We start from the raw sequence: 25,210 nt of genomic DNA on the forward strand, positions 1-25,210 counted from the left end.
GTCAGTCGAGCCCACAGAGTTGACGGAGCCGGGCGCAATCCAGGTGGGCATCCACCAAGTCGGCCAGGCGTTCGATATCGCGTTCGCGCAGGGCGTGATAGTCGACCCGCTGGACCTCCCTCAGCCCGGCCCAGCGCAGCAACGCGGCGCAAGAGTCCGGCGCTTCGAACAGGCCGTGCAGGTAAGTGGCGAGGATCTGCCCGTCGGCGCTGATGGCACCGTCGCGACGGCCATCGGCCAGGTTCACCGCCGGGCGGTCCAGGGCCGCGCCGCGGGTCACGCCGGCATGAATCTCGTAACCGCTGATCGCCGCCTGCTCCAACTCAAGGACGCCGCTGACATTGCGCAGTTGCTTGTGGGTTTCCAGCACCGTGGCGTAGTCCAGCAGGCCCAGGCCCGGACTGCTGCCAGCGGCACCTTCCAGACCCAGCGGATCATGCACCTCGCGCCCGAGCATCTGCAGGCCGCCGCAAATCCCCAGAACCTTGCCGCCGTAGCGCAGGTGCCGGGTGATGGCCTGTTCCCAGCCGCGCTCGCGAAGTTGCGCGAGGTCGCCGCGCACGCTTTTTGAGCCGGGCAGGATAATCAGATCGGCGGGCGGAATCGGCTGGCCGGGGCCGATGAATTGCAGGTCCACCTGCGGGTGCAGGCGCAGCGGATCGAAATCGGTGTGGTTACTGATGCGCGGCAGCACCGGGACGATCACTTTGAGTACCTGCGCGGCTTTTTCGCCCTGGCGCCGGTCGAGGCCGTCCTCGGCTTCCAGGTGCAGGTCGGTGACGTAGGGCAGCACGCCGAGCACCGGTTTGCCGGTGCGCGCCTCCAGCCAGTCCAGGCCCGGCTGCAACAGCGCGATGTCGCCACGGAAGCGGTTGATGACGAAGCCCTGGACCCGCGCCTGCTCGCTCGGCGAAAGCAACTCCAGCGTGCCGACCAGATGGGCGAAGACGCCGCCGCGGTTGATATCGGCGATCAGGATCACCGGGCAGTCCACCGCCTCGGCGAAACCCATGTTGGCGATATCACCCGCGCGCAGGTTGATCTCGGCCGGCGAGCCGGCGCCTTCCACCATCACCACCGGCCAACCGGCGCTGAGCCGCTGGTGCGAGGCCAGCACCGCCTGCATGGCGATGGCCTTGTAGTCGTGATAGGCCACCGCGTTCATGCTGGTGACCGCGCGGCCATGGATGATGACCTGCGCGCCCGTGTCGCTGTTGGGCTTGAGCAGCACCGGGTTCATGTCGGTGTGCGGTTCCAGGCCCGCGGCCTGGGCCTGGACCGCCTGAGCGCGGCCGATCTCGCCGCCGTCGGCGGTCACCGCGCTGTTCAGCGCCATGTTCTGCGGCTTGAACGGCACCACGCCGACGCCCTGGCGTTTCAGCCAGCGGCACAGTGCGGTCACCAGCGTGCTCTTGCCGGCATCGGAGGTGGTGCCTTGCACCATCAGGGTGGTCATGGCGTTTCCTTGCGGTAGTCGTCGAGCGCCACGGCCAGCCGCTGCCAGTCGGCATCCTCGGCGGGCAGGCCGAAGCGCAGGCTCGGCGGATGATCGAACAGGCGCAGGAGAATGCCGCGCCGGGCCATGAAGTCGTGAATCGCGGCGGCCTGGTCATGGCGCAGGTACTGGAACAGGTCGCAGCCGCCGGCGGGCGTGAGTCCGGCGCTGTCCAGCAGCGCGGCGAGACGGGCGCTGGCGGCGGCGCAGCGTTCGGTCTGCTGGCGCTGGCTGGCCAGATCAGTGAAACAGGCCTGGGCCAGCGCCCGGGTCGGGCCGCTGACAGACCACGGCCCCAGCTCTTCGGCCAGCGCCCGCAGCAGCAACGGTTCGGCCAGCACACAGCCGAGGCGCACGCCGGCCAGGCCGAAGAACTTGCCGAACGAACGCAGGACAATCAGCCCCTCGCGCTCGCTGTACGCGGCGATGCTCTGCGCCGGCGTGTTGTCCATGAAGGCTTCGTCCACCAGCAGCCAGCCGCCGTGGCGCGACAAGCGCTGATGCCAGTCGAGCAAGGTGTCCGCCGGCAGCAGGCGGCCCGTGGGATTGTTGGGGTTGACCACCACCAGCACGTCGAGGTGGTCGAGTTGCCCGGCGAGCTGTTCCTCGCTCAGTTCCAGCACGTGATGGCCAGCGCGGCGCCAGCCTTCGGCATGCTCGGCATAGCACGGCGAGAGCACGCCGGCGCTGCCGCGCGGACGCAAGCGCGGCAGCGCCTGGATCGCCGCCTGCGAGCCGGCCACCGGCAGCAGGTGCGAAGCGCCGTAATACTCGGCCGCAGCCTGCTCCAGGCCATCATCGGTTTCAGGCAGTCGCGCCCAGGCCCGCAGCGGAATTTCGGGAATCGGAAAAGACCAGGGCGCGATGCCGCTGGACAGGTCCAGCCAGTTCTCGCGGGCGATGCCGTAGTGCGCGATCGCCCGCAGCAGGCGGCCACCGTGTTCAAGCATAGAATTCGGCTCCCAGGCACAGCAGCAACAACCACAACCAGACGCCCTGGCACACCAGCCGCCAGCCGCGTTCAATGGACCCCGCGTCGGCCGCCGGGCCTTCGCCCAGGCGCGCGCGCTCGTGCAATTCACCGTGGTAGATCGCCGGCCCGCCCAGCTCGACGCCCAGGGCACCCGCCCCCGCCGCCATCACCGGGCCAGCGTTGGGGCTGTCCCAGTGCGGCGCCTGCTGGCGCCAGCACTTGAGCGCCAGGCGGGTCTTGCCCAGCAGCGCGTAGGTCAGCGCCACCAACCGCGCCGGCAGGTAATTGAGCAGATCATCGATGCGCGCCGCGGCCCAGCCGAAGCGCTCGAACCGCTCGTTGCGGTAACCCCACATGGCATCCAGCGTGTTGCTCAGGCGATAGAGCACCACCCCCGGCGCACCCGCGACGACGAACCAGAACAGCGCGGCGAACACCGCGTCGCTGCCATTCTCCAGCACCGATTCAGTGGCGGCGCGGGCCACGGCGGTGTCGTCCAGTTCACTGGTCTGCCGGCTGACCAGATAGCCCACGCGTTTGCGCGCTTCGTCGAGGTCGCCGCCGCGCAGGGCATCGGCCACCGGCTGCACATGCTCGCCGAGGCTGCGCAAGCCGAGGGCGCAGTACAGCGCGAGGATTTCCACCAGCCAGCCGATATACGGCAGCCAGGACAAGGCCGTCGCTAACAGGGTCAACGGCACCACCGCGAGGAACCAGGCGGTAACGCCATGGCTACGCCAGCCGCGGCCGCCGGCGTTGAAACGCTGCTCCAGGCGCCCGGCCATGTTCCCGAACGCCACCAGCGGATGCCAGCGCCGCGGTTCGCCCAGCAGCGCGTCCAGCGCCACCCCGGCCACGGTCAGCAAGGCCACACTCATTCGGTTTCTCCCCATTGGTTTTCAAACAGCATGTCCGCCAGCGGTCGTGGCGTGGTCCAGCCTTCCAGCGCCAGCATTGGCGCCGGATAAAATTCGTGCACCGGGCCCAGGCAAAGAATCGCCAGCGGCTTGGCCCCCGCCGGCATGCCCAGCAGATCGGCCAGTGCCTGCGGATCGAACAGCGACACCCAGCCCATGCCCAAACCCTCGGCGCGGGCCGCCAGCCATAGGTTCTGAATGGCGCACGACAGCGAGGCGAGGTCCATTTCCGGCAAGGTGCGACGACCGAAGATATGCGCCTCGCGTTTGTCCATCAGCGCGGCGACCAGCACTTCGGCGCAGTCGTTGATGCCTTCGACCTTGAGTTTCATGAACTCATCGGAGCGCTGCCCCAGCGCTTCGGCGGTGCGTATCCGCTCGTCCTCCACCAGCGCCTGGATGCGCTGACGCAGGTCGCGGCGGGTAATGCGGATAAACCGCCAGGGCTGCATCAGGCCGACGCTGGGCGCCTGGTGCGCCGCCTCCAGCAAACGGACGAGCAACTCGGGCGCTACCTCGCCGCCGCTGAAATGACGCATGTCGCGGCGCTCACCAATGGCGCGGTAGATCGCCACGCGCTCGGCCTCACTGTAGGCGTGTGCGCTCATGGTGCCAGCAGCGCCGCCGTCGCATCAGGGTTGGACGGGAAGTAGAAATGCACGTACGACGCGGTCAACCGGCCAAGGCGGTACACCGCTTCGGCGCCGCGCCCGCCGTTGGGGCTCTGGCCGCGAGCAATGGGTTCCAGTGCGGTGCTGGTCAGGGAATGGTGGTAGGTGTGCCCGCGCAGGGTGCCTTCCGGCAGCTCCACTGCTTGCAGGGCCAGCGCGGCAAGGCGCTTCTGCATCACCGCTTCGCCGGACAGCAGCCCGGCCAGCTCGGCACGCTCGCCCGCGACATCGGTCAGCGCATCGAGCAGGAAGAGCATGCCGCCGCACTCGGCCAGCAACGGCTTGCCCGCCTGATGGTGGGCGCGGATGGCCGCCAGCATCGGTGCGTTCGCGGCGAGGGTGTGGTGGTGCAGTTCCGGGTAGCCGCCGGGCAGGTACAGGCTGTCGGCCGGCGGGATTTCGCGGTCGTGGACCGGCGAGAAGAAACTCAGCTCAGCGCCCATCGCCCGCAGCAGTTCGAGGTTGGCGCCGTAGGTGAAGGCGAACGCTTCGTCGCGGGCCACGGCAATACGCACGCCCTCAAGACCCCGCTCGATGCTGCGCGGCGCCGGCCCGCTGAACGCCACCGGCGGCGGCAAGGCCGACTGGCAACTGTCGCCCAGCGCCTTGGCGGCGGCATCGAGGCGCAGGTCGAGGTCGGTCAGCTCGCTGGCCTGGACCAGCCCGAGGTGGCGACTCGGCAGTTCGATCCCGGTCTCCCGCGACAGCCCGCCATACCAGCGCAGCCCTTCGGTCAGGCTGCCTTCCAGCAGTTGCGCGTGACGCAGCGAGCCGACCCGGTTGGCCAGCACCCCGGCGAACGGCAGGTCCGGCTGGTAACGCGCCAGGCCGAGGGCCAGAGCACCGAAGGTCTGCGCCATGGCCGTGCCGTCGATCACCGCCAGCACCGGCACGCCGAAATGCCGCGCCAGGTCGGCGCTGGACGGCGTGCCGTCGAACAGCCCCATGACGCCTTCGATCAGGATCAGGTCGGCCTCGGCCGCCGCTTCCCAGAGCAGGCGCCGGCTTTCCTCGGCGCCGACCATCCACAGGTCGAGCTGGTATACCGGCGCGCCGCTGGCACGTTCGAGAATCATCGGGTCGAGGAAATCCGGGCCGCACTTGAACACCCGGACCTTGCGCCCCTGGTTGCGGTGCAGACGGGCCAGGGCCGCGGTGACGGTGGTCTTGCCCTGGCCGGAAGCCGGCGCGGCGATCAGTACCGCCGGGCAATGCCGGGTGTCGCTCATAGTTCGACGCCCTTCTGGGCACGGATGCCGGCCTGGAAAGCGTGTTTGATCATGCCCATCTCGGTGACGGTGTCGGCCAGTTCGATCATTTCGTCCTTGGCGCCGCGGCCGGTCACGATCACGTGCTGCATCGGCGGGCGGGCCTGCAAGTCGGACAGCACCTGTTCGAGGTCGAGGTAGCCGTGCTTGAGGGCGATGTTCAGCTCATCGAGCACCACGAAGCCGATGCTCGGGTCCTGCAGCAGTTGCCGGGACACCGCCCAGGCCGCTTCGGCGGCGGCGATGTCGCGCTGGCGGTCCTGGGTTTCCCAGGTGAAGCCCTCGCCCATCACGTGATAGCGCACCTCTTCAGGGAAGCGGCGGAAAAACAGCTCTTCGCCGGTGGCGTTGCGCCCCTTGATGAACTGCACCACGCCGCACTGCATGCCGTGGCCGAGGGCCCGGGCGAGCATGCCGAAGGCCGAGCTGCTTTTGCCCTTGCCATTGCCGCTGAGTACCAGCAACAGGCCACATTCATTTGGGGAATTGGCGATGCGCTCGTCGATCACCGCCTTTTTGCGCAGCATGCGCGCCAGGTGGCGTTCGTCACGTTCGGTGGATTCGGTCATCGGGATCTCCGCGGGCCACTGTCGGCGCGGCTTGTCCGCTGGCGCGACAAGGCTGGGGGCATCGACAGATGAAGGGGGTAGTGGCACACGGAACGCGCAGGAGCCGGGCGACGAGGCCCGGAAAACCGCGCATCACCCTCCGTGATGCCGTTGACTGTTTGCAGGCCGGTCTCCGGGCTCATGAGCGGATATTCAGATCCTGGCCGGGCGCCTTCCCGGGTGACGACACCCAGTGGCCATGCGCAGCCTTGACTCATTTACCGTTGCGGGGGCAGCGCCGGAATCGCACGTCTGGCGTGCTCACCGGCTTCCCTGTTTCACCCTGTCGGCCGGCGGGCCACAGAGCACCTGAAACAAGCCGCAAAGGTTAGAGGGTTGGACCCGGAGCGTCAATGAAAGGCGCCCGGTACGAGGCGACCGATGGCGTTTCTGTCGTCTTGTGCAACACTCAGTCGAGTGATATCAAAGTGCCACGGTTTTCCGCTGTACTCGTACAACAATTACGAAAGGAGAGCAGCATGCAAGGCCTGATCATCAACAATCCTCGCCTGGAATTCCTGCGCCCGGCGCTGGAGCGTTGGAGCGAATGCATCGAACGCTTCAACCAGACCCTCGGCGACAACGAAGGGCCTTACTGGCAAGGGCTCCAGGGCAACCTCGGGATCCTCTCGGCGGCCATCTGGCAAGCCGAGCTGGTCACCCTTCAGGATTTCCAGAGCAAGAAGCAACGCGACGAGGGCGAGCGGGATGCTCGCTGCGCCTTGCTGATCGCCAGCCGCGAAGAGTCGGCCTACCTGCATGCCGGCCAGCGCTGGCCGAAGGTCGGCCGGCTGGACCTGAGCGCGGCCTTGCAGGACGTCGGCGCCAGCGCGCGCGCGATCGCTTACCCGAGCCAATTGAAGATCGCCGCGCTGTTCGCCAGCCCGTGCAAGCTCGGCCAGCATGTCAGCCCCGAGGAACTGCAGGACCTGGTGGACGACCTGCAAAAGCACAACGCCTGCGCCATTGCCTGGTGTTTCCCGTATGGCTATCGGAAATTGCATGACGAGTTTGGTCAGTACTATCCGGGCGTGGCCTTGTTGCTGAAGCAAGCCTGAAGATTGTCGGGGCCGCCCGCGGCCCCGACAATTGAACCTCCCTTCTCCGATCCACCTCTGACTCCTTATAAGCACCCGTTCCCCGAGGAGTCGCACATGTCTTCACTACGCATTGCAGTTCTACTGGCGATCACTACCGGCCTGACCGCCTGCGGTGACACCGCCCGGCTCCAGGTCACCGACGGCAGCGGCCCGGCGCCGCAACTGCCGGAACCGAACAAGACCCTGATCCCCACCGTGAACATCGCCCCCGCGGTCGGCTGGCCGAAAGGCGCCAAGCCCGCCGCGGCGCCCGGCACCCAGGTGGCGGCCTTCGCCAGCGGCCTGGACCATCCGCGCTGGCTGTACGTGCTGCCCAACGGCGACGTACTGGTGGCGGAAACCAACGCGCCGCCGAAGCCCGAAGACGGCAAGGGCCTCAAGGGCTGGGTGATGAACAAGGTCATGGCCCGCGCTGGCGCCGCCGTACCCAGCGCCAACCGCATCAGCCTGCTGCGCGATACCGACGGCGATGGCGTCGCGGAAACCCGCACGGTCTTTCTGATGAACCTCAACTCCCCGTTCGGCATGACCCTGGTGGGCAACGATCTCTACGTGGCCGACACCGATCGCCTGCTGCGCTTCAAGTACGAGGCCGGCGCCACGGTGATCAACACGCCCGGCGAAGTCGTCGCCGAACTGCCCGGCGGCCCGTTGAACCACCACTGGACCAAGAACGTGATTGCCAGCCGCGACGGCAAGAAGCTCTACGTCACCGTCGGCTCCAACAGCAACGTCGCCGAGAACGGCCTGGACAAGGAAGAAGGCCGCGCGGCGATCTGGGAAATCGACCCGGCCACCGGCAACCACCGAATCTTCGCCTCGGGCCTGCGCAACCCAAACGGCCTGGCCTGGGAACCGCGCAGCGGGCAACTCTGGACGGCGGTGAACGAGCGTGACGAAATCGGCAGCGATCTGGTGCCGGACTACATCACCTCGGTGCGCGACGGCGGTTTCTATGGCTGGCCTTTCAGCTATTACGGCCAGCATGTGGACGTGCGGGTGCAGCCACAGGACCCGAGCCTAGTGGCCAAGGCCATCGCCCCCGACTACGCGGTCGGCCCACACACCGCGTCTCTGGGCCTGACCTTCGCCGAACCCGGCGTCCTCCCGCCGCCGTTCGACCAGGGCGCGTTCATCGGCCAGCACGGCTCCTGGAACCGCAAGCCGCACAGTGGCTACAAAGTGGTGTTCGTGCCGTTCAGTACTGCGGGCAAACCAGCGGGCAAACCGATCGACCTGCTCACCGGCTTCCTTAATGATGACGGCAAGGCCATGGGCCGGCCGGTGGGGGTGATCAACGACCAGCGTGGCGGGCTGCTGGTGGCCGATGACGTGGGCAATGTGATCTGGCGGGTCAGCAAGGCGCCTTGAGAACGTTCAGCGCTTGCGACACAGCGTCAGGCCGTCACCCAGCGGCAGCAGCGACAAATCCACCCGCACATCGTCACGCAGCGCCAGGTTCAAGGCCTGGATGGCGCGGGTGTCGTCGCTGTCCGGCTGCGCCTGCAACACCCGGCCGCTCCACAAGGTGTTGTCGAACAGCACGGCGCCACCCTGGCGCAGCAGCCGCAGGGCCTCTTCGAGGTAGCGTGGGTAATTGGCCTTGTCGGCATCGATGAAGATCAGGTCGAACGCGCCGTCCGCCAGTGTCGCCAAGGTGTCCAGCGCCGGACCTGGGCGCAGGTCGATGCGGCGTTCCACGCCCGCTTCCCGCCAGTAGCGGCGAGCGATGTCGTGGTAGTCGCCCGGAAGGTCGCAGCACAGCAGTTCACCGTCCGCCGGCAAGGCGTCGGCCATGCACAGCGCGCTGTAGCCGGTGAAGGTGCCCACCTCGATCAATCGGCGCGCACCGCTCAAGCGCACCAGCAGCGCCAGCAACTGCCCCTGCTCGGGGGCCACCTGCCAATTGGCATTCGGTCGCGCGGCGGTTTCAGCGCGAAGGCGCGCCAGCAACGGCCTCTCGCGCAGGGAGACGCGCCGGAGGTAATCGTAGAGCGCATCGTCGAGGTAAAGCGTCTGACCGGTCATCGCTCACCTCGGCGCTATCAGGGGTTATGCGCCAGGTGTGCGGCTTGCAACACGCGCTTGGCGTTGAGGTAGGACTTTTGCCAGTAGTTGTTCGACAGATAGTCCAGCCGTACCGTCCCGCCCGTGGACGGCGCATGGACGAAACGCCCCTCGCCGACATAGATGCCCGCATGGTTGACCTGGCTGCCACCGTTGGTGGCGAAGAACACCAGATCACCGGACTGCAAGGCGTCGCGGGACACGTTCGGGGCGCCCATGACGATCATCTCGCGGGTCGAGCGCGGCAAGGCGATGCCAGCGGCGTCACGGTAGACGTAGCCAATCAGGCCGCTGCAATCGAAACCGGCATCCGGCGTGTTGCCACCCCAGCGATAGGGCGTGCCCACCAGGCCAAGCGCGCGAAACAGCACGTCTTCGGCGACGGGAGAGAAATACACCTGAGGAGAAGTGAACGCCGGCTGGACCACCTGGGGCGGGGTCGGGGCGTGGCTGGAACAGGCACTGATCAGTGCCGCCAGGGACAATACCGCTAAGCGCGCCATTATCGACATCGTCAGAACATCCTGTCTGAAGCTGCCCGGCTGGATGCCGGCAAAGTGGTGAGAATCAAGATTAGACGCTTTCTGTAAACACGCACGGCGACGAGCTTTTCAGCATCGTCGCCGTGTCCATGACGCTAGCGAAGGAATCAGTTGCGCGAGAGCGTGGTCGGTGCCATTGCCAGCGCGCGCTTGGCTTCGATGAACGTCTTGCTCCAGTAGCGATCGCCGAGGCTGTCGATACGCACGCCACCGCTGCGACGGCTGCTGGAGTGGATGAACTGGTTGTCGCCGAGGTAGATACCGGCGTGGCTGACGCGACCGCGGCCGTTGGTGCTGAAGAACAGCAGGTCACCCGGCTTGAGGTTGTTGCGCGAGACCAGCGGGGCATCGACGTTGATCATTTCGCGGGTGGAGCGCGGCAGGTTCATGCCAGCTTCTTCGCGGAACAGATAACCGATGAAGCCACTGCAATCGAAGCCCGACTGCTCGGAGGTGCCACCGAAACGGTAGCGGGTTCCGATCAGCGACATGCCACGCTCGAGGATGCTGTCGGCCAGCACGGGCAGTTGGTAAGGCTTGGAGGTGGAGAACTGTTCCAGGTCCTGCTCGGTGGCCAGTTCTTCTTCGAACACCGAAACGTCGGTGGAAGACTGGGTGGCGACCTTTGCAGCGATTGGAGCGTGATCCTGCTGTTGCGAAACCGGGCTGTGGGCAGCGCAGCCGAAAAGCAGCGTCACGAGTGCGAGGGGCACGAGGGGTGCGAAGCGATTTAGCATGGGCACGACCGTGTCTGGAATTCAAAGAAGCCGAGACTATGCCTTCTATCGATTCGATTTGCAAATTCAATCGAAAAAAATGTGACTTTTATGTTCCGAGGCTCTGGGACGGCGTTTACCAGCCCAGCGTCTCCTTCAAAAACGGGATGGTCAGCTTGCGTTGTGCCTGCAGCGACGCCTGATCGAGGCGTTCCAGCAGGTCGAACAGCGCGCTCATGCTGCGGGTACCGCGGGTGAGGATGAAGTGCCCGACCTCGTCGGTCATGTGCAGGCCGCGACGCGAAGCCCGCAATTGCAGGGCGCGCAGCTTGTCTTCGTCGGACAGCGCACGCATCTGGAAAATCAGCGCCATGGTCAGGCGCGACTTGAGGTCGGCGAGTTTGATCGGCAGTTCGCGCGGCGAGCTGGAGGCCGCGATCAACAGGCGCCGGCCACTGTCACGCAGGCGGTTGAACAGGTGGAACATCGCCTCTTCCCACTCCGGCTTGCCGGCGATGGTCTGCAGGTCGTCGATGCAGACCAGTTCGTACTGTTCGAGGTGATCCAGGAGTTCGACGCCACGGTCGAGCAATTGCGCCAGAGGCAAGTAGACCGCCGGCTCGCCCATCTGCTCGAAACGCAAACAGGCCGCCTGCAACAGGTGGGTACGTCCGACACCCTGCTTGCCCCACAGGTAGATCAGGCTCTCGGTCCAGCCGGCGTCGGCTTCGCAGAGTCGCTCGACGTAGCCCAGTGCGGCGGCGTTGGCACCCGGATAGTAGTTGATGAAGGTGGCGTCATCGCGCAGACGCACACCCAGGGGCAACTGGATCGGTTTCATGCTGGCTGGGCGGTTGCGAGGAACCGCAAAGGGCCCTTGGTAAAAGTCTGCAAAGTCTATACCCGTGACGTCGGTCGCACAATGAGCGAAGACCACAAGGAAAATCAAAGGCTTGCGCCGGACACTCAGGCACGGCGCAAGCCTTTAGCCATTACTTAAAGGTCGGGGTCTATTTTCTCGCCATACATGTCCGACCTTTTATAGAAGTCGTGCGCATGACGCAGCAGCACCATGATCACCGCCGCCGCCGGCAACGCCAGCAACACACCGGTGAAACCGAACAACTCGCCGCCGGCGAGGATCGCGAAGATCACCGCCACCGGGTGCAGGCCGATGCGGTCGCCCACCAGCAGCGGCGTGAGCACCATGCCTTCGAGCATCTGGCCGATCATGAATACTGCGGCGATCCCCAGCAGCGGATAGATGTCGCCGCCGAACTGGAACAGCCCCGCGACCATCGCCGCGCCGATACCGATGATGAAACCCATGTACGGCACAATGGCCGCCAGCCCCGCCAACAGGCCGATCAGCAAGCCCAGCTCGAGGCCCACCAGCATCAGCCCCGCCGCGTAGATGACACCCAGCGCCAGCATCACCAGCAACTGGCCGCGGACGAAGGCGCCAAGCACCTCATGGCACTCCCCCGCCAGCCCCACCACCTGCTCCTCGCGCTGACGCGGCAGCAGGCTGCGCAGCTTGGCCATCATCAGGTCCCAGTCGCGCAGCAGGTAGAAGCCCACCACCGGGATCAGCACCAGGTTGGCCAGCCAGCCGAGCAACGCCAGGCCCGACGCCGTCGCCTGAGCCAGCACCGCGCCGACGATATCGGTGGTCTGGCCCATATGCGCGCCGATCGCCGCCTTGACCTTGTCGAACTTCCAGAAGCCATCGGCCAGCCCCAGCTTGGCCTGCACCCACGGCAGCGCCGCATGCTCCAGCCAGTCGAGCATCTGCGGCGTCAGCTCATAGAGGCGCACAAGCTGCTTGGCCAGCATCGGTATCAGCACCAGCAGCATCGCCAGCAGAATCAGGCTGAACAGGGTGAAGACCACCACCACGCCGGCCGTGCGCGACAGCCCCGCGCGTTCCAGGCGATCGACCAGCGGGTCGGCCAGGTAGGCCAGGAGAATCCCGATAAGAAACGGCGACAGAATTCCGTGCAACAAATACAGCAGCACACCGAGCAGAAACACCATGCCGAACCACATCCAGCGGCGTGTATCCATCATCACCACAACTCCTTACCAGCGAAAACGCAGACCGTTGAACGGTGCGGGGGCCGGGGCAGGCGCGGCGCCGGAGGCATCCGCAGGCGCCGCCGGGTTGGTGACCGGTGCGACCGGAGCGGCTTCGGCTGGAACCTCCTGCAAGCGCGCCAGCCCCAGTTGGGCGCGCAACTGATCGGCGGTGGCGGTGGCCTCCCACGTCATGACATCGCCCTGGACTTCGGTGATACGACCGCCGAACGGCTCCAGCACGCGGCCCAGTTCGGCATAACGCTCCAGATTGACACCCTGCACCTGGATCGCCTGCTCGCTGCTGGCGCCAGGACGGGCGACGAAACGCGGCGCCAGTCGTTGGCTCACCGCCAGCATCACGGCATCGGCCAAGGCGGCCTGATCGGCGCCCTCGACCTTGCCCTGCTCGCGCTGCTCGCCCAGCCACAGGCGCCATGTGCCGCTCCATTTACCCTCAGCCTCAGTGGCATGCACGGCCAACAGGGCGTCGGCGCCATAACGCCCGGATGCCGCCTTGAGCGGCGCCGGGTCGGTGCCTTCGAGATTCTTCGCGGTGGCCACGAGCTGTTCGTCGAGGTCACCCAGCGGCAGGCGCAGTGGCAACCCGCGGTGCTGGGCTGCGCGGCGCAGGGGCTCGGCAGCGCCCTGGCCGTCACCGATCAGGTTCGAACCCTCGGTGCCGTCATTCAGCCACCAGCCGAGGATCGCCGGGCGATTGTTGCCCCACAGCGCCAGACCCGCCTTGCGCAGCGCGCGTTCAGTGCTGCCCGGATCGAACTCCACCAGCAACGTCTCCGGCGGCCCGGCCTCGGTGCCGAACTGGCTGATGATCTGTTGCGGGTCCTTGCGCAATTCGGCAAGGCCCGGGTTCTGCGGCGCCTTCGGGTCGCCGGTCAGGCGCAGCACCAGGGTGTCCAGCGCGGCCTGGGTCGCCTGGGCCCGCGCTTCGGCGCCCTGCCCACTGACCGGCTCACGGACCTGATACAGCCCACTGAGGGTCTCGGCCTGGGCGGCGAGGCCGAACAACGCAACACAGCAACCGAACAGATAAGAACGCAAACGCATGAAGGATTCCTGTCCAGATAAAGGAAGAAGTGAAAGGTGACGCGTGAAGCCAAGACCCACGCCACGGCGCAAAATTCACTCATGGGTCGGTGTTTCCCTTCCTATACCTTATACAGGCCGTGACAAGGCAACCACCCGTGCACGGAGAATCGATGTTTTTCACCGGATTCAGGCCCAGCCCGTCGGCCTGAGGATGGCCGCTGCCGGGCAACCCTGATAAAATCGCGCGCCTTCGCAGACCGCCGACGGTCAGGCAGGCGGATCTTTTTCCCGCTCCCTGGCAGGTCACGGTCGATTCCCCCGAATCCCTCCCCCCTAAAGGCCTGGATCATGAGCAAGCAACCCTCCCTGAGCTACAAGGACGCCGGTGTAGACATCGACGCCGGCGAAGCATTGGTCGAACGCATCAAAGGCGTCGCCAAGCGCACCGCGCGCCCCGAAGTCATGGGCGGCCTGGGCGGTTTTGGCGCCCTCTGTGAAATCCCGGCCGGCTACAAACAGCCGGTTCTGGTCTCGGGCACCGACGGTGTCGGCACCAAGCTGCGCCTGGCACTGAACCTGAACAAGCACGACAGCATCGGCCAGGACCTGGTCGCCATGTGCGTCAACGACCTGGTGGTCTGCGGCGCCGAGCCGCTGTTCTTCCTCGACTACTACGCCACCGGCAAGCTGAACGTCGACGTTGCCGCCACCGTGGTCACCGGCATCGGCGCCGGCTGCGAACTGGCTGGCTGCTCGCTGGTCGGCGGTGAAACCGCTGAAATGCCCGGCATGTACGAAGGTGAAGACTACGACCTGGCCGGCTTCTGCGTCGGTGTGGTCGAGAAAGCCGAAATCATCGACGGCTCCAAGGTCGCCACTGGCGACGCGCTGATCGCCCTGCCGTCCTCCGGCCCGCACTCCAACGGCTACTCGCTGATCCGCAAGATCATCGAAGTCTCCGGCGCCGACATCGAGCAGGTCCAACTCGACGGCACCCCGCTGACCGAGCTGCTGATGGCCCCGACCCGCATTTACGTCAAGCCGCTGCTGAAGCTGATCAAAGACACCGGCGCGGTGAAGGCCATGGCCCACATCACCGGCGGCGGCCTGCTCGACAACATCCCGCGTGTACTGCCAAAAGGCGCGCAGGCCGTGGTCGATGTCGCGAGCTGGGAACGCCCGGCGGTCTTCGACTGGCTGCAAGCGCAAGGCAACGTCGACGAGCACGAAATGCACCGCGTTCTGAACTGCGGCGTCGGCATGGTCATCTGCGTTGCCCAGGACAAGGTCGAAACCGCCCTGAACGTCCTGCGCGAAGCCGGTGAGCAGCCATGGGTGATCGGCCAGATCGGCGTCGCCGCCGAAGGCGCCGCCCAGGTCGAGCTGAAGAACCTCAAGGCGCACTGATGCCAAGCAAGACCTGCGATGTCGTGGTGTTGCTGTCGGGTTCCGGCAGCAACCTGCAAGCCCTGATCGACAGCGCCCGTGCCGGGGATTCCCCGGTACGGATCCGCGCCGTGATTTCCAACCGCGCCGATGCCTACGGCCTGCAACGCGCCCGCGATGCCGGTATCGACACCGCCGTGCTCGACCACAAGGGCTACGACGGCCGCGAAGCCTTCGACCAGGCCCTGATCGAATGCATCGACGCTTTCTCGCCGCAACTGGTGGTCCTGGCCGGGTTCATGCGCATCCTCAGCGGCGGTTTCGTCCGTCACTACGAGGGGCGCCTGCTCAACATCCACCCGTCCCTGCTGCCCAAGTACAAGGGCCTGCACACCCACCAGCGGGCGCTGGAAGCCGGTGATAGCGAGCACGGCTGCAGCGTGCACTTCGTCACCGAGGAACTCGATGGCGGGCCGCTGGTCGTACAGGCAGTCATTCCGGTGGCGCCGGATGACACGCCAGAGACACTGGCGCACAGGGTTCACAGCCAGGAACATCAGATTTACCCGCTGGCGGTGCGCTGGTTCGCCGAAGGCCGTTTGCGCCTGGGCGAACACGGTGCTCTACTGGACGGCCAGCCCCTGGCGGCCAGCGGCCACTTGATACGACCCTAGGAGATTTTATGCGTCGCGCCCTGCTCTTCGCCCTCGCCGTGCTCGCGCTGCCGCTTCAGGCAGCCGACCTGAAACCGTTCTCGGCCAGCTACACCGCCGACTGGAAGCAACTGCCCATGAGCGGCACCGCTGAACGCAGCCTGGAAAAGAATGCCAACGGCACCTGGAGCCTGAACTTCAAGGCTTCGATGATGATCGCCAGCCTGACCGAGCAAAGCACCCTGACTCTGGACAAGGACACCCTGCTGCCGCAGAGCTACCACTTCGAACGTGGCGGCCTGGGCAAGGCGAAGAAAGTCGATCTGGACTTCGACTGGTCGACCAAGATGATCACCGGCAGCGACCGTGGTGACGCCGTCAAGCTGCCGCTCAACCGCGGCGTGCTGGACAAGTCTTCCTACCAGTTGGCCCTGCAACATGACGTGGCCGCCGGCAAGAAGAGCGTGAGCTACCAGGTTGTGGATGGCGACGAGATCGACACCTACGACTTCCGCGTGCTCGGCACCGAGAAAGTCACCACCCGCACCGGCCTGGTCGATGCGGTGAAGGTCGAGCGCGTGCGCGACCCGAGCCAGAGCAAGCGCATCACCGAGCTATGGTTCGCCAAGGACTGGGACTACCTGCTGGTGCAACTGCGCCAGGTCGAGACCGACGGCAAGGAATACGTGATCGTGCTGCAGGACGGTACGGTCAACGGCAAGGCGGTCAAGGGCAACTGACCGACCTGCTTGCCGGCAACACCCGAAACCCCGCCTTGTGCGTAATGCCAGTCAGTTAAACCTGTTGAGGCCCTTCGCGAGCAAGCTCGCTCCTACACGGTAGGAGCGAGCTTGCTCGCGAAGGGCTGCAAAGCAGCTCCAATAGGGTTAACTGATTGGTATTAGCCTTGTGCGGGTTTTCTTTTGCCGGCGAAAAGGCTCTGCGCTCCGGCAAGCCCCACAGCGTCCGCGTATATCGGTTCCCCAACCAACCATGAAAGATCTTTCATGGCCCTTTTAATTTACTTAGCCAGCTAACAAACCCTATAAAAGAGTCCTGCGACAGAGTGCCGCAGTTAACCGGATTTGGAGTTTGCACATGACTGTCAAAGTAACTGAGCGCGACGAATCGAAACTGTCCCATGAAGGCGTGGCCGCAGGCGTGCGCATCTGGGATGTGCACCAGCAGGACCAACTGGTCGGCATGTTCCACAACGAAAGCGATGCCCACCACTACCGCATGGAACTGGAAATCTGGGAAACCCGGCAGACGAAGTCCTGACCCGCTCCCCAGAAAGTACAAACCCCGCCGAGGCGGGGTTTGTCGTTGTTACCACATCAGGTCGTCGGGGATGACGTAGGCGGCATACGGATCGTCGGCATCCGGTTCTTCCACCTGGGTGTTGAGCAACAGGATGCGCTGGGGGTCGCGCTCCTGGATTTTCACCGCCGCTTCCCGCGGGATGATCTCGTAACCCCCGCCGTGAGCGACGATGGCCAGCGAGCCGCTGCTCAGCTTGCTGCGCACCAGGGCGTTGACCGCGATGCGCTTGACCTTCTTGTCGTCGACGAAGTTGTAGTAGTCCTCGGTGTTCAACTTCGGCAGGCGCGACACGTCGATCAATTGCTTGACCTGTGCGGCACGGGCCTTCTGTTCGGCCTTCTCCTGCTGCTGGCGGTTGAGTTCCTGGTCACGCGCGGCCTTCTCGGCCATCGCATCCTTGGCCAGGCGCTGCTGGCTGTCGTCGACCTCGACCTGGCCTTTTTGCTCCAGGCGTTTCTGTTTCTTCTGGTCTTTATTGACCTGCTTGACCTGCTTCTGGTTGACCAGACCGGCTTTGAGCAATTGGTCGCGAAGGGAAAGGCTCATTGATGTTCACTCACTTAATGCAAACAGCTCAGCCGCAGCTGGGCAGGTTCTTTTCCTGACGCTTGGCTTCGCCCCAGAGCGCGTCCAAGTCTTCGAGGGTGCAATCTTCAATCGGACGACCTATGTCGCGCAATGCCTGCTCGATAAAACGGAAGCGTCGTTCGAACTTGGCATTGGCGCCACGCAGGGCGTTTTCCGGATCGAGCTTCAGGTGCCGGGCCAGGTTGACGGTGGCGAACAGCAGGTCGCCGACCTCGTCGGCCATCGCCGCCGCGTCTCCGTCAGCCATGGCTTCGAGCACTTCGTCCAGTTCTTCGCGGACCTTGTCCAGCACCGGCAGCGGTCCCGGCCAGTCGAAACCGACCTGGGCCGCGCGCTTCTGCAGCTTGGCCGCGCGGGACAAGGCCGGCAGCGCCGCCGGTACATCGTCGAGCAGGGAAAGCTGTTCGGGCGCGCTTTTCTCGGCGCGCTCCTCGGCCTTGATTTCGTCCCAGCGCTGCTTGACCTGTTCTTCATCCAGCAACGGGGTGTCCAGCGGCGCATACAGCTCCCCGGTGGGGAAGACATGAGGGTGACGGCGGATCAGCTTGCGGGTGATGCTGTCGATCACCCCGGCAAATTCGAAACGCCCTTCTTCCCGCGCCAACTGGCTGTAGTAGACCACCTGGAACAGCAGGTCGCCGAGTTCGCCCTGCAGGTGCTCGAAGTCGCCGCGCTCAATGGCGTCGGCCACTTCATAGGCTTCTTCGAGGGTGTGCGGAACGATGCTCGCGTAATTCTGTTTGAGGTCCCACGGGCAACCGTATTGCGGGTCGCGCAGGCGGGCCATGAGGTGCAGCAGATCGTCCAGGGTGTACATCGTCGGCTCTCGTCTGGCAGATAAGACCTCGCCGCCCGCCCCGGTCTGCGGAGCGGGCGGCGGGTATCAAGGCGTGCGGTTGCGGCGGGTCTCGATGATGTTCGGCAACTGCGAGATGCGCCCAAGCAGGCGCCCGAGGGCGTCCAGGCCGGGGATCTCGATGGTCAGCGACATCAGCGCGGTGTTGTCTTCCTTGTTCGAGCGGGTATTCACCGCCAGCACGTTGATCCGCTCGTTGAGCAGGACCTGGGAGACGTCACGCAGCAAGCCCGGACGGTCGTAGGCACGAATGACGATATCCACCGGGTAGGTTTGCACCGGCACCGGGCCCCAGCTCACCTGGATGATCCGCTCCGGCTCGCGCCCGGACAGTTGCAGCACCGAGGCGCAGTCCTGACGGTGGATGGTCACGCCGCGGCCCTGGGTGATGTAGCCAACGATGGCGTCGCCGGGCAGCGGCTGGCAGCAACCGGCCATCTGCGTCAGCAGGTTGCCGACGCCCTGGATCTGGATGTCGCCGCGCTTGCCGGGCTTGTAGCCGGTGGCCTTGCGGGTAATCAGCTCGACTTCTTCGATGCGCTCCGGCTCGACCAGTTGCTGCGCCGCGTTGACCAGATGGGCCAGGCGCAGATCACCGGCACCAAGGGACGCGAACATGTCTTCGGCGGCCTTGAGGTTGGCCTTCTCGGCCAGCCGTTCGAAGTCCACCTGCGGCAAGCCGAGGCGGCTCAGTTCGCGTTCGAGCAGGGTCTTGCCGGCAGCGACGTTCTGGTCGCGGGCCTGCAGCTTGAACCAATGGACGATCTTCGCCCGCGCCCGCGAGGTGGTGACGTAGCCCAGGTTCGAGTTCAGCCAGTCGCGGCTCGGGTTGCCGTGCTTGCTGGTGATGATCTCGACCTGCTCACCGGTCTGCAGGCTGTAGTTGAGCGGCACGATGCGCCCGTTGATCTTGGCGCCACGGCAGTTGTGGCCGATCTCGGTGTGCACGCGGTAGGCGAAGTCCAGCGGCGTGGCGCCCTTGGGCAGGTCGATGGCGTGACCATCGGGGGTGAACACGTAGACCCGGTCAGGCTCGATATCGACCCGCAACTGCTCGGCGAGGCCGCCGATGTCGCCCAGTTCCTCGTGCCACTCCAGCACCTGACGCAGCCAGGAGATTTTCTCTTCGTAGTGGTTGGAGCCGGACTTGACGTCGGTGCCCTTGTAGCGCCAGTGCGCGCAGACGCCGAGCTCGGCTTCCTCGTGCATGGAATGGGTGCGGATCTGCACTTCCAGCACCTTGCCCTCGGGGCCGATCACCGCCGTGTGCAGCGAGCGGTAGCCGTTCTCCTTGGGGTTGGCGATGTAGTCGTCGAATTCCTTGGGAATGTGCCGCCAGAGGGTGTGGACGATCCCGAGCGCGGTGTAGCAGTCGCGCATTTCCGGGACCAGCACGCGCACCGCGCGCACGTCGTAGATCTGGCTGAACTCCAGGCCCTTGCGCTGCATTTTGCGCCAGATCGAATAGATGTGCTTGGCCCGGCCGCTGATGTCGGCCTTGACCCCGGTGGCCAGCAGCTCGTTCTGCAACTGGCTCATCACGTCGCTGATGAAGCGCTCGCGATCCAGCCGCCGCTCGTGCAGCAGCTTGGCGATCTGTTTGTATTGCTCCGGCTCGAGGTAGCGGAAGGACAGGTCTTCCAGCTCCCACTTGATATGGCCGATGCCCAGGCGGTGGGCCAGCGGTGCGTAGATGTCGAAGACTTCGCGGGCGACCCGGTTGCGTTTCTCGTCATCGGCGCCTTTCACCGCGCGAATCGCGCAGGTCCGCTCGGCCAGCTTGATCAGCGCGACGCGAACGTCGTCGACCATGGCCACAAGCATCTTGCGCAGGTTTTCCACCTGCGCCTGGGAGCCCAGCACCAGCGAATGACGCGGGTTGAGACTGTCGGTGATGGCCGCCATGCGCAGCACGCCATCGACCAGCTTGGCCACCACCGCGCCGAAACGCTGGCCGACTTCGGCCAGGGTGGTCCTGCCTTCGCGCACCGCGCGATAGATCACTGCGGCTACCAGCGAGTCCTGGTCGAGCTTGAGGTCGGCGAGGATCTCGGCGATCTCCAGGCCAGCCTGGAAGCTCGAGGTGCCGTCGGCCCAGGAATGCTTCGCCTGGTTGCCCTTCTTCTCGACGTCCAGCGCGAACTCGCAGGCAACCTTGAGGGCTTGCCGGTCCAGCGCCGCGTCGACGCTGACCACATGATCCAGCCATGCATCGAGATTGATACTGCCGTCGGTGTTGACCGGCTGGTGCACTCTCACCTGTACCATCTTTGTTTACCTTTCCCTACAGCGCATCCGTGATGCGCTTGAAAACACGGGTGCCGTTCCGCCAGATCAGGGAACGCACACCGGGCGATCAGCGACGCTGATCCACCTCGAACAACGCCATGGCCTCGACATGCGCGGTCTGCGGAAACATGTCGAGGATCCCGGCCCTTTTTAACCGGTAACCCTGCTTGACCAACTCGAGCGTATCGCGGGCCAGGGTCGCCGGATTGCACGACACATAGACCAGCCTTTTTGCCCCCAGTGCGGCGATATTTCTCACCACTTCGTAGGCACCGTCTCGGGGTGGATCCAAGAGTACCGCAGAAAACCCCTCGGCCGCCCAACCGGACGCACTCAAGGGTTGGGATAAATCCGCCTGAAAAAAGCGAACATTATTCAAATTGTTGCTACGGGCGTTGGCCGCGGCGCGGTCGACCATCACCTGCACACCTTCCACCGCCACCACTTCGGCGGCCTGTTGCGCCAGCGGCAGGGCGAAATTGCCGAGGCCGCAGAACAGGTCCAGAACCCGCTCGCCAGGTTGCACCGCGAGCCAGTCCAGGGCTTGTTCGATCATCGCCGTATTGACCCCGGCATTGACCTGAACGAAGTCGCCGGGCCGATACGCCAGCTCCAGCTTCCACGGCTCCAGAACAAAGCCCAGGGATGCATTCGACTCTACCGGAGCAGGTTCGCCCTCGCCTTGCAGCCAGAGTTGTACACCCGCCTCGCTACAGAACGCCTGCAGACGCGCCAGGTCAGTCTCGGCCAGCGCGGCGGTGTGGCGCACCAGCATGGCCAACGCGGTGCCGGCGAACAGTTCGACGTGCCCGACCACCCGTGGTTTGTCCAGACTTTGCAACAGCATCGGCAGGTGGCGCATCACCGACTGCAAGGGCTGTACCAGCACCGGGCAGTCTTCGATGGCAACGATGTCCTGACTGGCTTCGGCGCGGAAACCGACTTCCAGCTTCGCCGCGCGTTGATCCCAGCGCACCGCTACACGAGCGCGACGGCGGTAGCCGAATTCCGGCCCGTTCAGCGGCGCGGCCCATTGCTCCGGCACGACGCCAGCGACCCGCTGCAACTGTTCGGCGAGCAGGCGCTGTTTGAGATCGAGTTGATCGGCATGGGGCAGGTGTTGCAGGTTGCAGCCGCCGCAACGGGCGAAGTGCCGGCACGGCGCCTCGCGGCGCAGCGGGCTCGGGCTGAAGACCCGCTCCAGGCGCGCCTCGACCACCTTGCCATGGGCATTGAGCACACGCGCCTCGACCTCTTCGCCGGCCAGCGCACCACTGACGAACCAAGTGCGTCCTTCGAAGAAGGCGATGCCACGGCCATCCCCGGCCAGGCGCTCAATCGTCAGGCGCTGTTTCTTGCCCGCGGGAACCTGGGGCGTGCGGCTACCGCCGGCCGGCTGGAAGCGCAGGCCGCCGTTACGTTTGGCTTTGGACATCAGCGATCCGCGTCGAAAATGCCGGTCGACAGATAGCGGTCGCCACGGTCACAGATGATCGCCACCATCACCGCGTTTTCCACTTCGCGGGACAGGCGCAGCATCGCCGCCACCGCACCACCGGAAGACACGCCGCAGAAAATGCCCTCTTCGCGGGCCAGGCGACGCGTGGTTTCCTCGGCTTCGCTCTGGGCCATGTCGACCACGCGGTCAACGCGCTCGGCCTGGAAGATCGAAGGCAGGTATTCGTGGGGCCAGCGACGGATGCCCGGGATCGCCGAGCCTTCCATGGGTTGCAGGCCGACGATCTGGATGTTCGGGTTCTGCTCCTTGAGGTACCGCGAGCAACCCATGATGGTGCCGGTGGTGCCCATGGAACTGATGAAATGGGTGATGCCGCCTTCAGTCTGGCGCCAGATCTCCGGGCCGGTACTGACGTAATGGGCCTCGGGATTGTCGCCGTTGCCGAACTGGTCCAGGACCAGGCCGCGGCCTTCATCGCGCAGACGCTCGGCCAGGTCGCGAGCACCCTCCATGCCCTCTTCCTTGCTGACCAGGATCAGCTCGGCGCCGTAGGCGGTCATCGCAGCCTTGCGTTCGGCACTGGAGTTGTCGGGCATGATCAGGATCATCTTGTAGCCCTTGATCGCCGCCGCCATCGCCAACGCAATGCCAGTGTTGCCCGAAGTGGCCTCGATCAGGGTATCGCCCGGCTTGATCTGGCCGCGCAATTCGGCACGGGTGATCATCGACAGCGCCGGACGGTCCTTGACCGAACCCGCCGGGTTGTTGCCTTCGAGTTTCAACAGGAGGGTGTTGCTGGTGTCGCCCGCCATGCGTTGCAAGCGAACCAGGGGGGTGTTGCCGACGCAATCGGCGATGGTGGGGTACTGCAAGGTCATGGCGTTTTCGCAATCCAGACTGCCGGGGTCGCCTATCATACCGGCAATCCGCCCGGCTCCATATCACGCAATGTGTGGAGCTTATAGCCGATAGCTATAACTCCTGATCGGCGCCCGGGGGCTTTGCCGCCTGCAGGCGAATGTTCAAACGCAGCCCGCGTCCGCTGTTCTGTGCCCACAACCGCCCGCCCTGACGCTGCACGGCGTTGCGCGCGATGCTCAGACCCAGGCCGAAGCCGCCGTCGCCGGGGCGCGAGCCATCAAGCCGGGTGAAGGCGGCGAAGATCCGCTCCAGTTCCGCCTCCGCCACGCCGCCGCCTTCGTCTTCCAGCCAGAGCAGCCAGTGCTCGCCCTGGCGCTGGCCGCCGAGGCGAATCTGGCCTGACGCAGGCGAGTGACGAATGGCATTGCGCAAGATGTTCTCCAGCGCCTGCGCCAGGCTATTGAGGTTGCCGAGCACCCAGCAGTCGCCATCCAGGCTGCAGTGCAACTGCTCACGCGGCCAGCCGCTTTCGAAGCAGGCATCCTCCACCAGCATCTCCCACAGCGCCTGGACCTCGATTGGCTCGCACGGCAGCGGCGCCCGCTCGGCATCCAGCCAGGCCAGTTGCAGCGCATCCTCCACCAGGCGCTGCATGCACTCCACTTCCCGCCCCAGGCGTTCGCGCAGGGCAGGCAGGTCCTGCTCGCTGTCGCTGGCAACTTGCAGGCGGCTCAGGGGCGTGCGCAGTTCATGGGACAGGTCGCGCAGCAACTGCTGCTGCAAGGTCACGGTGCCTTGCAGGCGCTCGGCCATGTCATCGAACGCCCGCCCCAGCTCGCCAAACTCGTCGTGGCGGCTGGTGGTGGCGCTGGCCACGCGGGCGGTCAACTGCTCTGAGCGCCAGGCATTGGCCTGGTCGCGCAACTGATGGAGCGGGCGAATCAACATGCGGTACAGGCCGACGCAAAACAGAAACGTCAGCACGCCCGGAATCAGGCCGCTGGTGACCAGCCGCCAGAACAGCAGGTTCCAGTGGTCGGGAATCAGCCGCTGGGGCAGCTCGATCACCAAGCTGCCGAGGGCCGAGTCGCCGGGGAACGGCACGCGCATCCACGGCAAGGTGGTGGAGTGACGGCTGACCGGACGCTCCACGCCACGCAGGTTGGTCAGGTGTTCGGTTTCGGCGTCGGTCAGCGGCAGGCTGCCGAGCGATTGCAGGTCGGGGCCAATCACGCTGATAAAGCCGCTTTCGCGTTCGCGCATGCCGGTCAGCCAGGCATCGATGCCGGCCGTGCCGTTGCGGGTCAGGGCCTGCTCGGCTTCGGCGGCATAGGCTTCCAGCAGGGCCCGGGCTTGCGGCGCGAGATACGCGTTGCGCACCTCCATATGCCGGCCCCAGGACAGGCTCAAGCCGATCAGCAACAGGCAGAAACCCACCAGGAGAATGGCCAGTTTCCAGAACAGTGAATGTCGATTGGGCAACTCAATGGTCCTCGCCGGCGCTCAGGACATAACCCTGGCCCCAGACGGTGCGGACCTGCCGCTCGTGATAACCGATGGCCTTGAGCTTGCGGCGAATCTGGCTGACATGCATGTCCAGGCTGCGATCGTGGCGCGCATAGCCACGCTGCAGAACATGCTGATAAAGGAAGGCTTTGCTCAGCACCTCATCGCGGCTGCGGTGCAAGGTGTCGAGCACGCGGTATTCGCTGGGGGTCAGGCCCGCCGCCTGACCGCCGTGGCGCACATCGCAAGCCTCGTCGTCGAACACCAGTTCGCCAGCGGCCGCCTGCACCACCGGCGGATGCCGCCGTTCCAGCGCCACGCGACGCAGGATGGCTTCGATACGCACGCGCAGTTCGGCCATGCTGAACGGCTTGGGCAGATAATCGTCGGCGCCGCGCTGGAAACCGGTGATGCGATCCGCCTCGGCGCCCAGCGCCGACATCATGATCACCGGGGTGCTGCTGCGTTCGCGCAACTGCATCAACGCATCGAGCCCGGTCATGCCCGGCAGCAGGATGTCCATCAACACCACGTCGAAATGCCGCTGGCGCGCCTGCTCCAGGCCGTCGCGACCAGTGCGGCACCAGGTGACGAGGAAGCCACTACGCTCCAGTTGCTCGTGCAGATAGGCACCCAGCACCGGATCGTCTTCGATGGCGAGGATGTTGGGATTGCGGATGACGGCGGGATTCATTGGCGGCTGCTAGCAATTCTCAATCGCGCGATTATTGAGCATTGCTCTCCCCCAGGCAACCAGACCAGGGTAGAAGGGCCGGCTCACCCGACCAGAGACAAATAAGTGCAAT

25 protein-coding genes and 1 riboswitch are annotated in these 25,210 nt (G+C 65.3%); of the genes, 6 read left to right on the forward strand and 19 right to left on the reverse strand.

The genetic code is table 11. The features are described from left to right. Nucleotide 1: 1 nt before the first annotated feature. From NTD88_RS26120 to cobO, 6 genes are read right to left on the reverse strand one after another with little or no spacing between them, the layout of a single operon-like run. The gene (locus NTD88_RS26120; RefSeq protein ID WP_262155522.1) at nt 2–1,456 is read right to left on the reverse strand and encodes a cobyric acid synthase; all 1,455 of its coding nucleotides are present in this window, start codon (nt 1,454–1,456) and stop codon (nt 2–4) included. Next, the gene (cobD, locus tag NTD88_RS26125) at nt 1,453–2,445 is read right to left on the reverse strand and encodes a threonine-phosphate decarboxylase CobD (protein WP_262155523.1); all 993 of its coding nucleotides are present in this window, start codon (nt 2,443–2,445) and stop codon (nt 1,453–1,455) included. The genes NTD88_RS26120 and cobD overlap by 4 nt, the downstream gene beginning before the upstream one ends. Next, the gene (gene cbiB / locus NTD88_RS26130) at nt 2,438–3,346 is read right to left on the reverse strand and encodes an adenosylcobinamide-phosphate synthase CbiB (protein WP_262155524.1); all 909 of its coding nucleotides are present in this window, start codon (nt 3,344–3,346) and stop codon (nt 2,438–2,440) included. The genes cobD and cbiB overlap by 8 nt, the downstream gene beginning before the upstream one ends. Then, nucleotides 3,343–3,993, reverse strand: a complete 651-nt coding sequence (gene bluB / locus NTD88_RS26135; RefSeq protein ID WP_262155525.1) for a 5,6-dimethylbenzimidazole synthase — start codon at nt 3,991–3,993, stop codon at nt 3,343–3,345. The genes cbiB and bluB overlap by 4 nt, the downstream gene beginning before the upstream one ends. Beyond that, nucleotides 3,990–5,285 carry a cobyrinate a,c-diamide synthase gene (locus tag NTD88_RS26140; protein WP_262155526.1) on the reverse strand — a complete coding sequence of 432 codons (1,296 nt, stop codon included), beginning with the start codon at nt 5,283–5,285 and terminating at the stop codon, nt 3,990–3,992. The genes bluB and NTD88_RS26140 overlap by 4 nt, the downstream gene beginning before the upstream one ends. Further along, nucleotides 5,282–5,893, reverse strand: coding sequence for a cob(I)yrinic acid a,c-diamide adenosyltransferase (gene cobO / locus NTD88_RS26145; RefSeq protein WP_175652414.1), 612 nt, complete (start codon nt 5,891–5,893; stop codon nt 5,282–5,284). Before cobO ends, NTD88_RS26140 begins: the two co-directional genes overlap by 4 nt. Before the next feature lie 145 nt (nt 5,894–6,038). Further along, nucleotides 6,039–6,260, reverse strand: a riboswitch (cobalamin riboswitch). 151 nt (nt 6,261–6,411) lie between these two features. Here cobO and NTD88_RS26150 point away from each other — a divergent pair. Continuing rightward, the gene (locus NTD88_RS26150; RefSeq protein ID WP_262155528.1) at nt 6,412–6,990 is read left to right on the forward strand and encodes a hypothetical protein; all 579 of its coding nucleotides are present in this window, start codon (nt 6,412–6,414) and stop codon (nt 6,988–6,990) included. Between the two features lie 96 nt (nt 6,991–7,086). Beyond that, a complete protein-coding gene (locus tag NTD88_RS26155) occupies nt 7,087–8,403 on the forward strand; it encodes a PQQ-dependent sugar dehydrogenase (RefSeq protein ID WP_262155529.1) in 1,317 nt (438 codons plus the stop codon). Between the two features lie 6 nt (nt 8,404–8,409). Here NTD88_RS26155 and NTD88_RS26160 read toward each other — a convergent pair whose 3' ends face one another. The 6 genes from NTD88_RS26160 to NTD88_RS26185 all read right to left on the reverse strand — a co-directional run bounded on the left by NTD88_RS26160 (nt 8,410) and on the right by NTD88_RS26185 (nt 13,501). Then, on the reverse strand, nt 8,410–9,060 hold the full coding sequence (locus NTD88_RS26160) for an O-methyltransferase (RefSeq protein ID WP_262155531.1): 651 nt from the start codon (nt 9,058–9,060) through the stop codon (nt 8,410–8,412). A 17-nt stretch (nt 9,061–9,077) separates the two neighbouring features. After that, the gene (locus tag NTD88_RS26165) at nt 9,078–9,611 is read right to left on the reverse strand and encodes a C40 family peptidase (protein ID WP_262155532.1); all 534 of its coding nucleotides are present in this window, start codon (nt 9,609–9,611) and stop codon (nt 9,078–9,080) included. A gap of 137 nt (nt 9,612–9,748) precedes the next feature. Beyond that, nucleotides 9,749–10,378 (reverse strand): C40 family peptidase, encoded by a 630-nt coding sequence (locus tag NTD88_RS26170; protein WP_262129588.1) that lies wholly within the window; start codon nt 10,376–10,378, stop codon nt 9,749–9,751. A gap of 115 nt (nt 10,379–10,493) precedes the next feature. Beyond that, the gene (gene hda, locus NTD88_RS26175; RefSeq protein ID WP_095155407.1) at nt 10,494–11,198 is read right to left on the reverse strand and encodes a DnaA regulatory inactivator Hda; all 705 of its coding nucleotides are present in this window, start codon (nt 11,196–11,198) and stop codon (nt 10,494–10,496) included. Nucleotides 11,199–11,353: 155 nt separating this feature from the next. Further along, the gene (locus NTD88_RS26180; protein ID WP_262155533.1) at nt 11,354–12,427 is read right to left on the reverse strand and encodes an AI-2E family transporter; all 1,074 of its coding nucleotides are present in this window, start codon (nt 12,425–12,427) and stop codon (nt 11,354–11,356) included. Nucleotides 12,428–12,439: 12 nt separating this feature from the next. Then, nucleotides 12,440–13,501 (reverse strand): DUF2066 domain-containing protein, encoded by a 1,062-nt coding sequence (locus NTD88_RS26185; RefSeq protein ID WP_095155405.1) that lies wholly within the window; start codon nt 13,499–13,501, stop codon nt 12,440–12,442. Between the two features lie 330 nt (nt 13,502–13,831). Between NTD88_RS26185 and purM the strand changes: the two genes are divergently transcribed. The 4 genes from purM (at nt 13,832) to NTD88_RS26205 (ending at nt 16,803) form a co-directional block, all read left to right on the forward strand. Then, the gene (purM, locus tag NTD88_RS26190) at nt 13,832–14,890 is read left to right on the forward strand and encodes a phosphoribosylformylglycinamidine cyclo-ligase (protein ID WP_110969163.1); all 1,059 of its coding nucleotides are present in this window, start codon (nt 13,832–13,834) and stop codon (nt 14,888–14,890) included. Next, nucleotides 14,890–15,543, forward strand: coding sequence for a phosphoribosylglycinamide formyltransferase (purN, locus tag NTD88_RS26195; RefSeq protein ID WP_262129591.1), 654 nt, complete (start codon nt 14,890–14,892; stop codon nt 15,541–15,543). Before purM ends, purN begins: the two co-directional genes overlap by 1 nt. An 8-nt stretch (nt 15,544–15,551) precedes the next feature. Continuing rightward, nucleotides 15,552–16,262 (forward strand): DUF3108 domain-containing protein, encoded by a 711-nt coding sequence (locus tag NTD88_RS26200; protein ID WP_095155402.1) that lies wholly within the window; start codon nt 15,552–15,554, stop codon nt 16,260–16,262. 358 nt (nt 16,263–16,620) lie between these two features. Next, the gene (locus NTD88_RS26205) at nt 16,621–16,803 is read left to right on the forward strand and encodes a hypothetical protein (protein ID WP_095155401.1); all 183 of its coding nucleotides are present in this window, start codon (nt 16,621–16,623) and stop codon (nt 16,801–16,803) included. 48 nt (nt 16,804–16,851) lie between these two features. Here NTD88_RS26205 and NTD88_RS26210 read toward each other — a convergent pair whose 3' ends face one another. The 7 genes from NTD88_RS26210 to NTD88_RS26240 all read right to left on the reverse strand — a co-directional run bounded on the left by NTD88_RS26210 (nt 16,852) and on the right by NTD88_RS26240 (nt 25,098). Further along, nucleotides 16,852–17,391 (reverse strand): DUF2058 domain-containing protein, encoded by a 540-nt coding sequence (locus NTD88_RS26210; RefSeq protein WP_110969159.1) that lies wholly within the window; start codon nt 17,389–17,391, stop codon nt 16,852–16,854. A 28-nt stretch (nt 17,392–17,419) separates the two neighbouring features. Further along, a complete protein-coding gene (gene mazG, locus NTD88_RS26215) occupies nt 17,420–18,250 on the reverse strand; it encodes a nucleoside triphosphate pyrophosphohydrolase (RefSeq protein ID WP_262153966.1) in 831 nt (276 codons plus the stop codon). Between the two features lie 66 nt (nt 18,251–18,316). Then, a complete protein-coding gene (relA, locus tag NTD88_RS26220) occupies nt 18,317–20,557 on the reverse strand; it encodes a GTP diphosphokinase (RefSeq protein WP_095155399.1) in 2,241 nt (746 codons plus the stop codon). Between the two features lie 88 nt (nt 20,558–20,645). Next, complete coding sequence (gene rlmD, locus NTD88_RS26225) at nt 20,646–22,013, reverse strand: 23S rRNA (uracil(1939)-C(5))-methyltransferase RlmD (RefSeq protein ID WP_262153965.1); 1,368 nt, start codon at nt 22,011–22,013, stop codon at nt 20,646–20,648. Then, on the reverse strand, nt 22,013–22,915 hold the full coding sequence (gene cysM, locus NTD88_RS26230) for a cysteine synthase CysM (RefSeq protein WP_175652482.1): 903 nt from the start codon (nt 22,913–22,915) through the stop codon (nt 22,013–22,015). The genes rlmD and cysM overlap by 1 nt, the downstream gene beginning before the upstream one ends. Nucleotides 22,916–23,009: 94 nt before the next feature. Further along, entirely contained in the window at nt 23,010–24,380 is a 1,371-nt protein-coding gene (locus tag NTD88_RS26235) for a sensor histidine kinase (protein WP_262153964.1), read from the reverse strand. A 1-nt stretch (nt 24,381) separates the two neighbouring features. Beyond that, on the reverse strand, nt 24,382–25,098 hold the full coding sequence (locus tag NTD88_RS26240; protein ID WP_262153963.1) for a response regulator transcription factor: 717 nt from the start codon (nt 25,096–25,098) through the stop codon (nt 24,382–24,384). Between the last annotated feature and the right edge of the window lie 112 nt (nt 25,099–25,210).

Origin of the sequence: Pseudomonas sp. 20P_3.2_Bac5 (assembly GCF_025466035.1) — a bacterium.
GTDB lineage: Bacteria > Pseudomonadota > Gammaproteobacteria > Pseudomonadales > Pseudomonadaceae > Aquipseudomonas.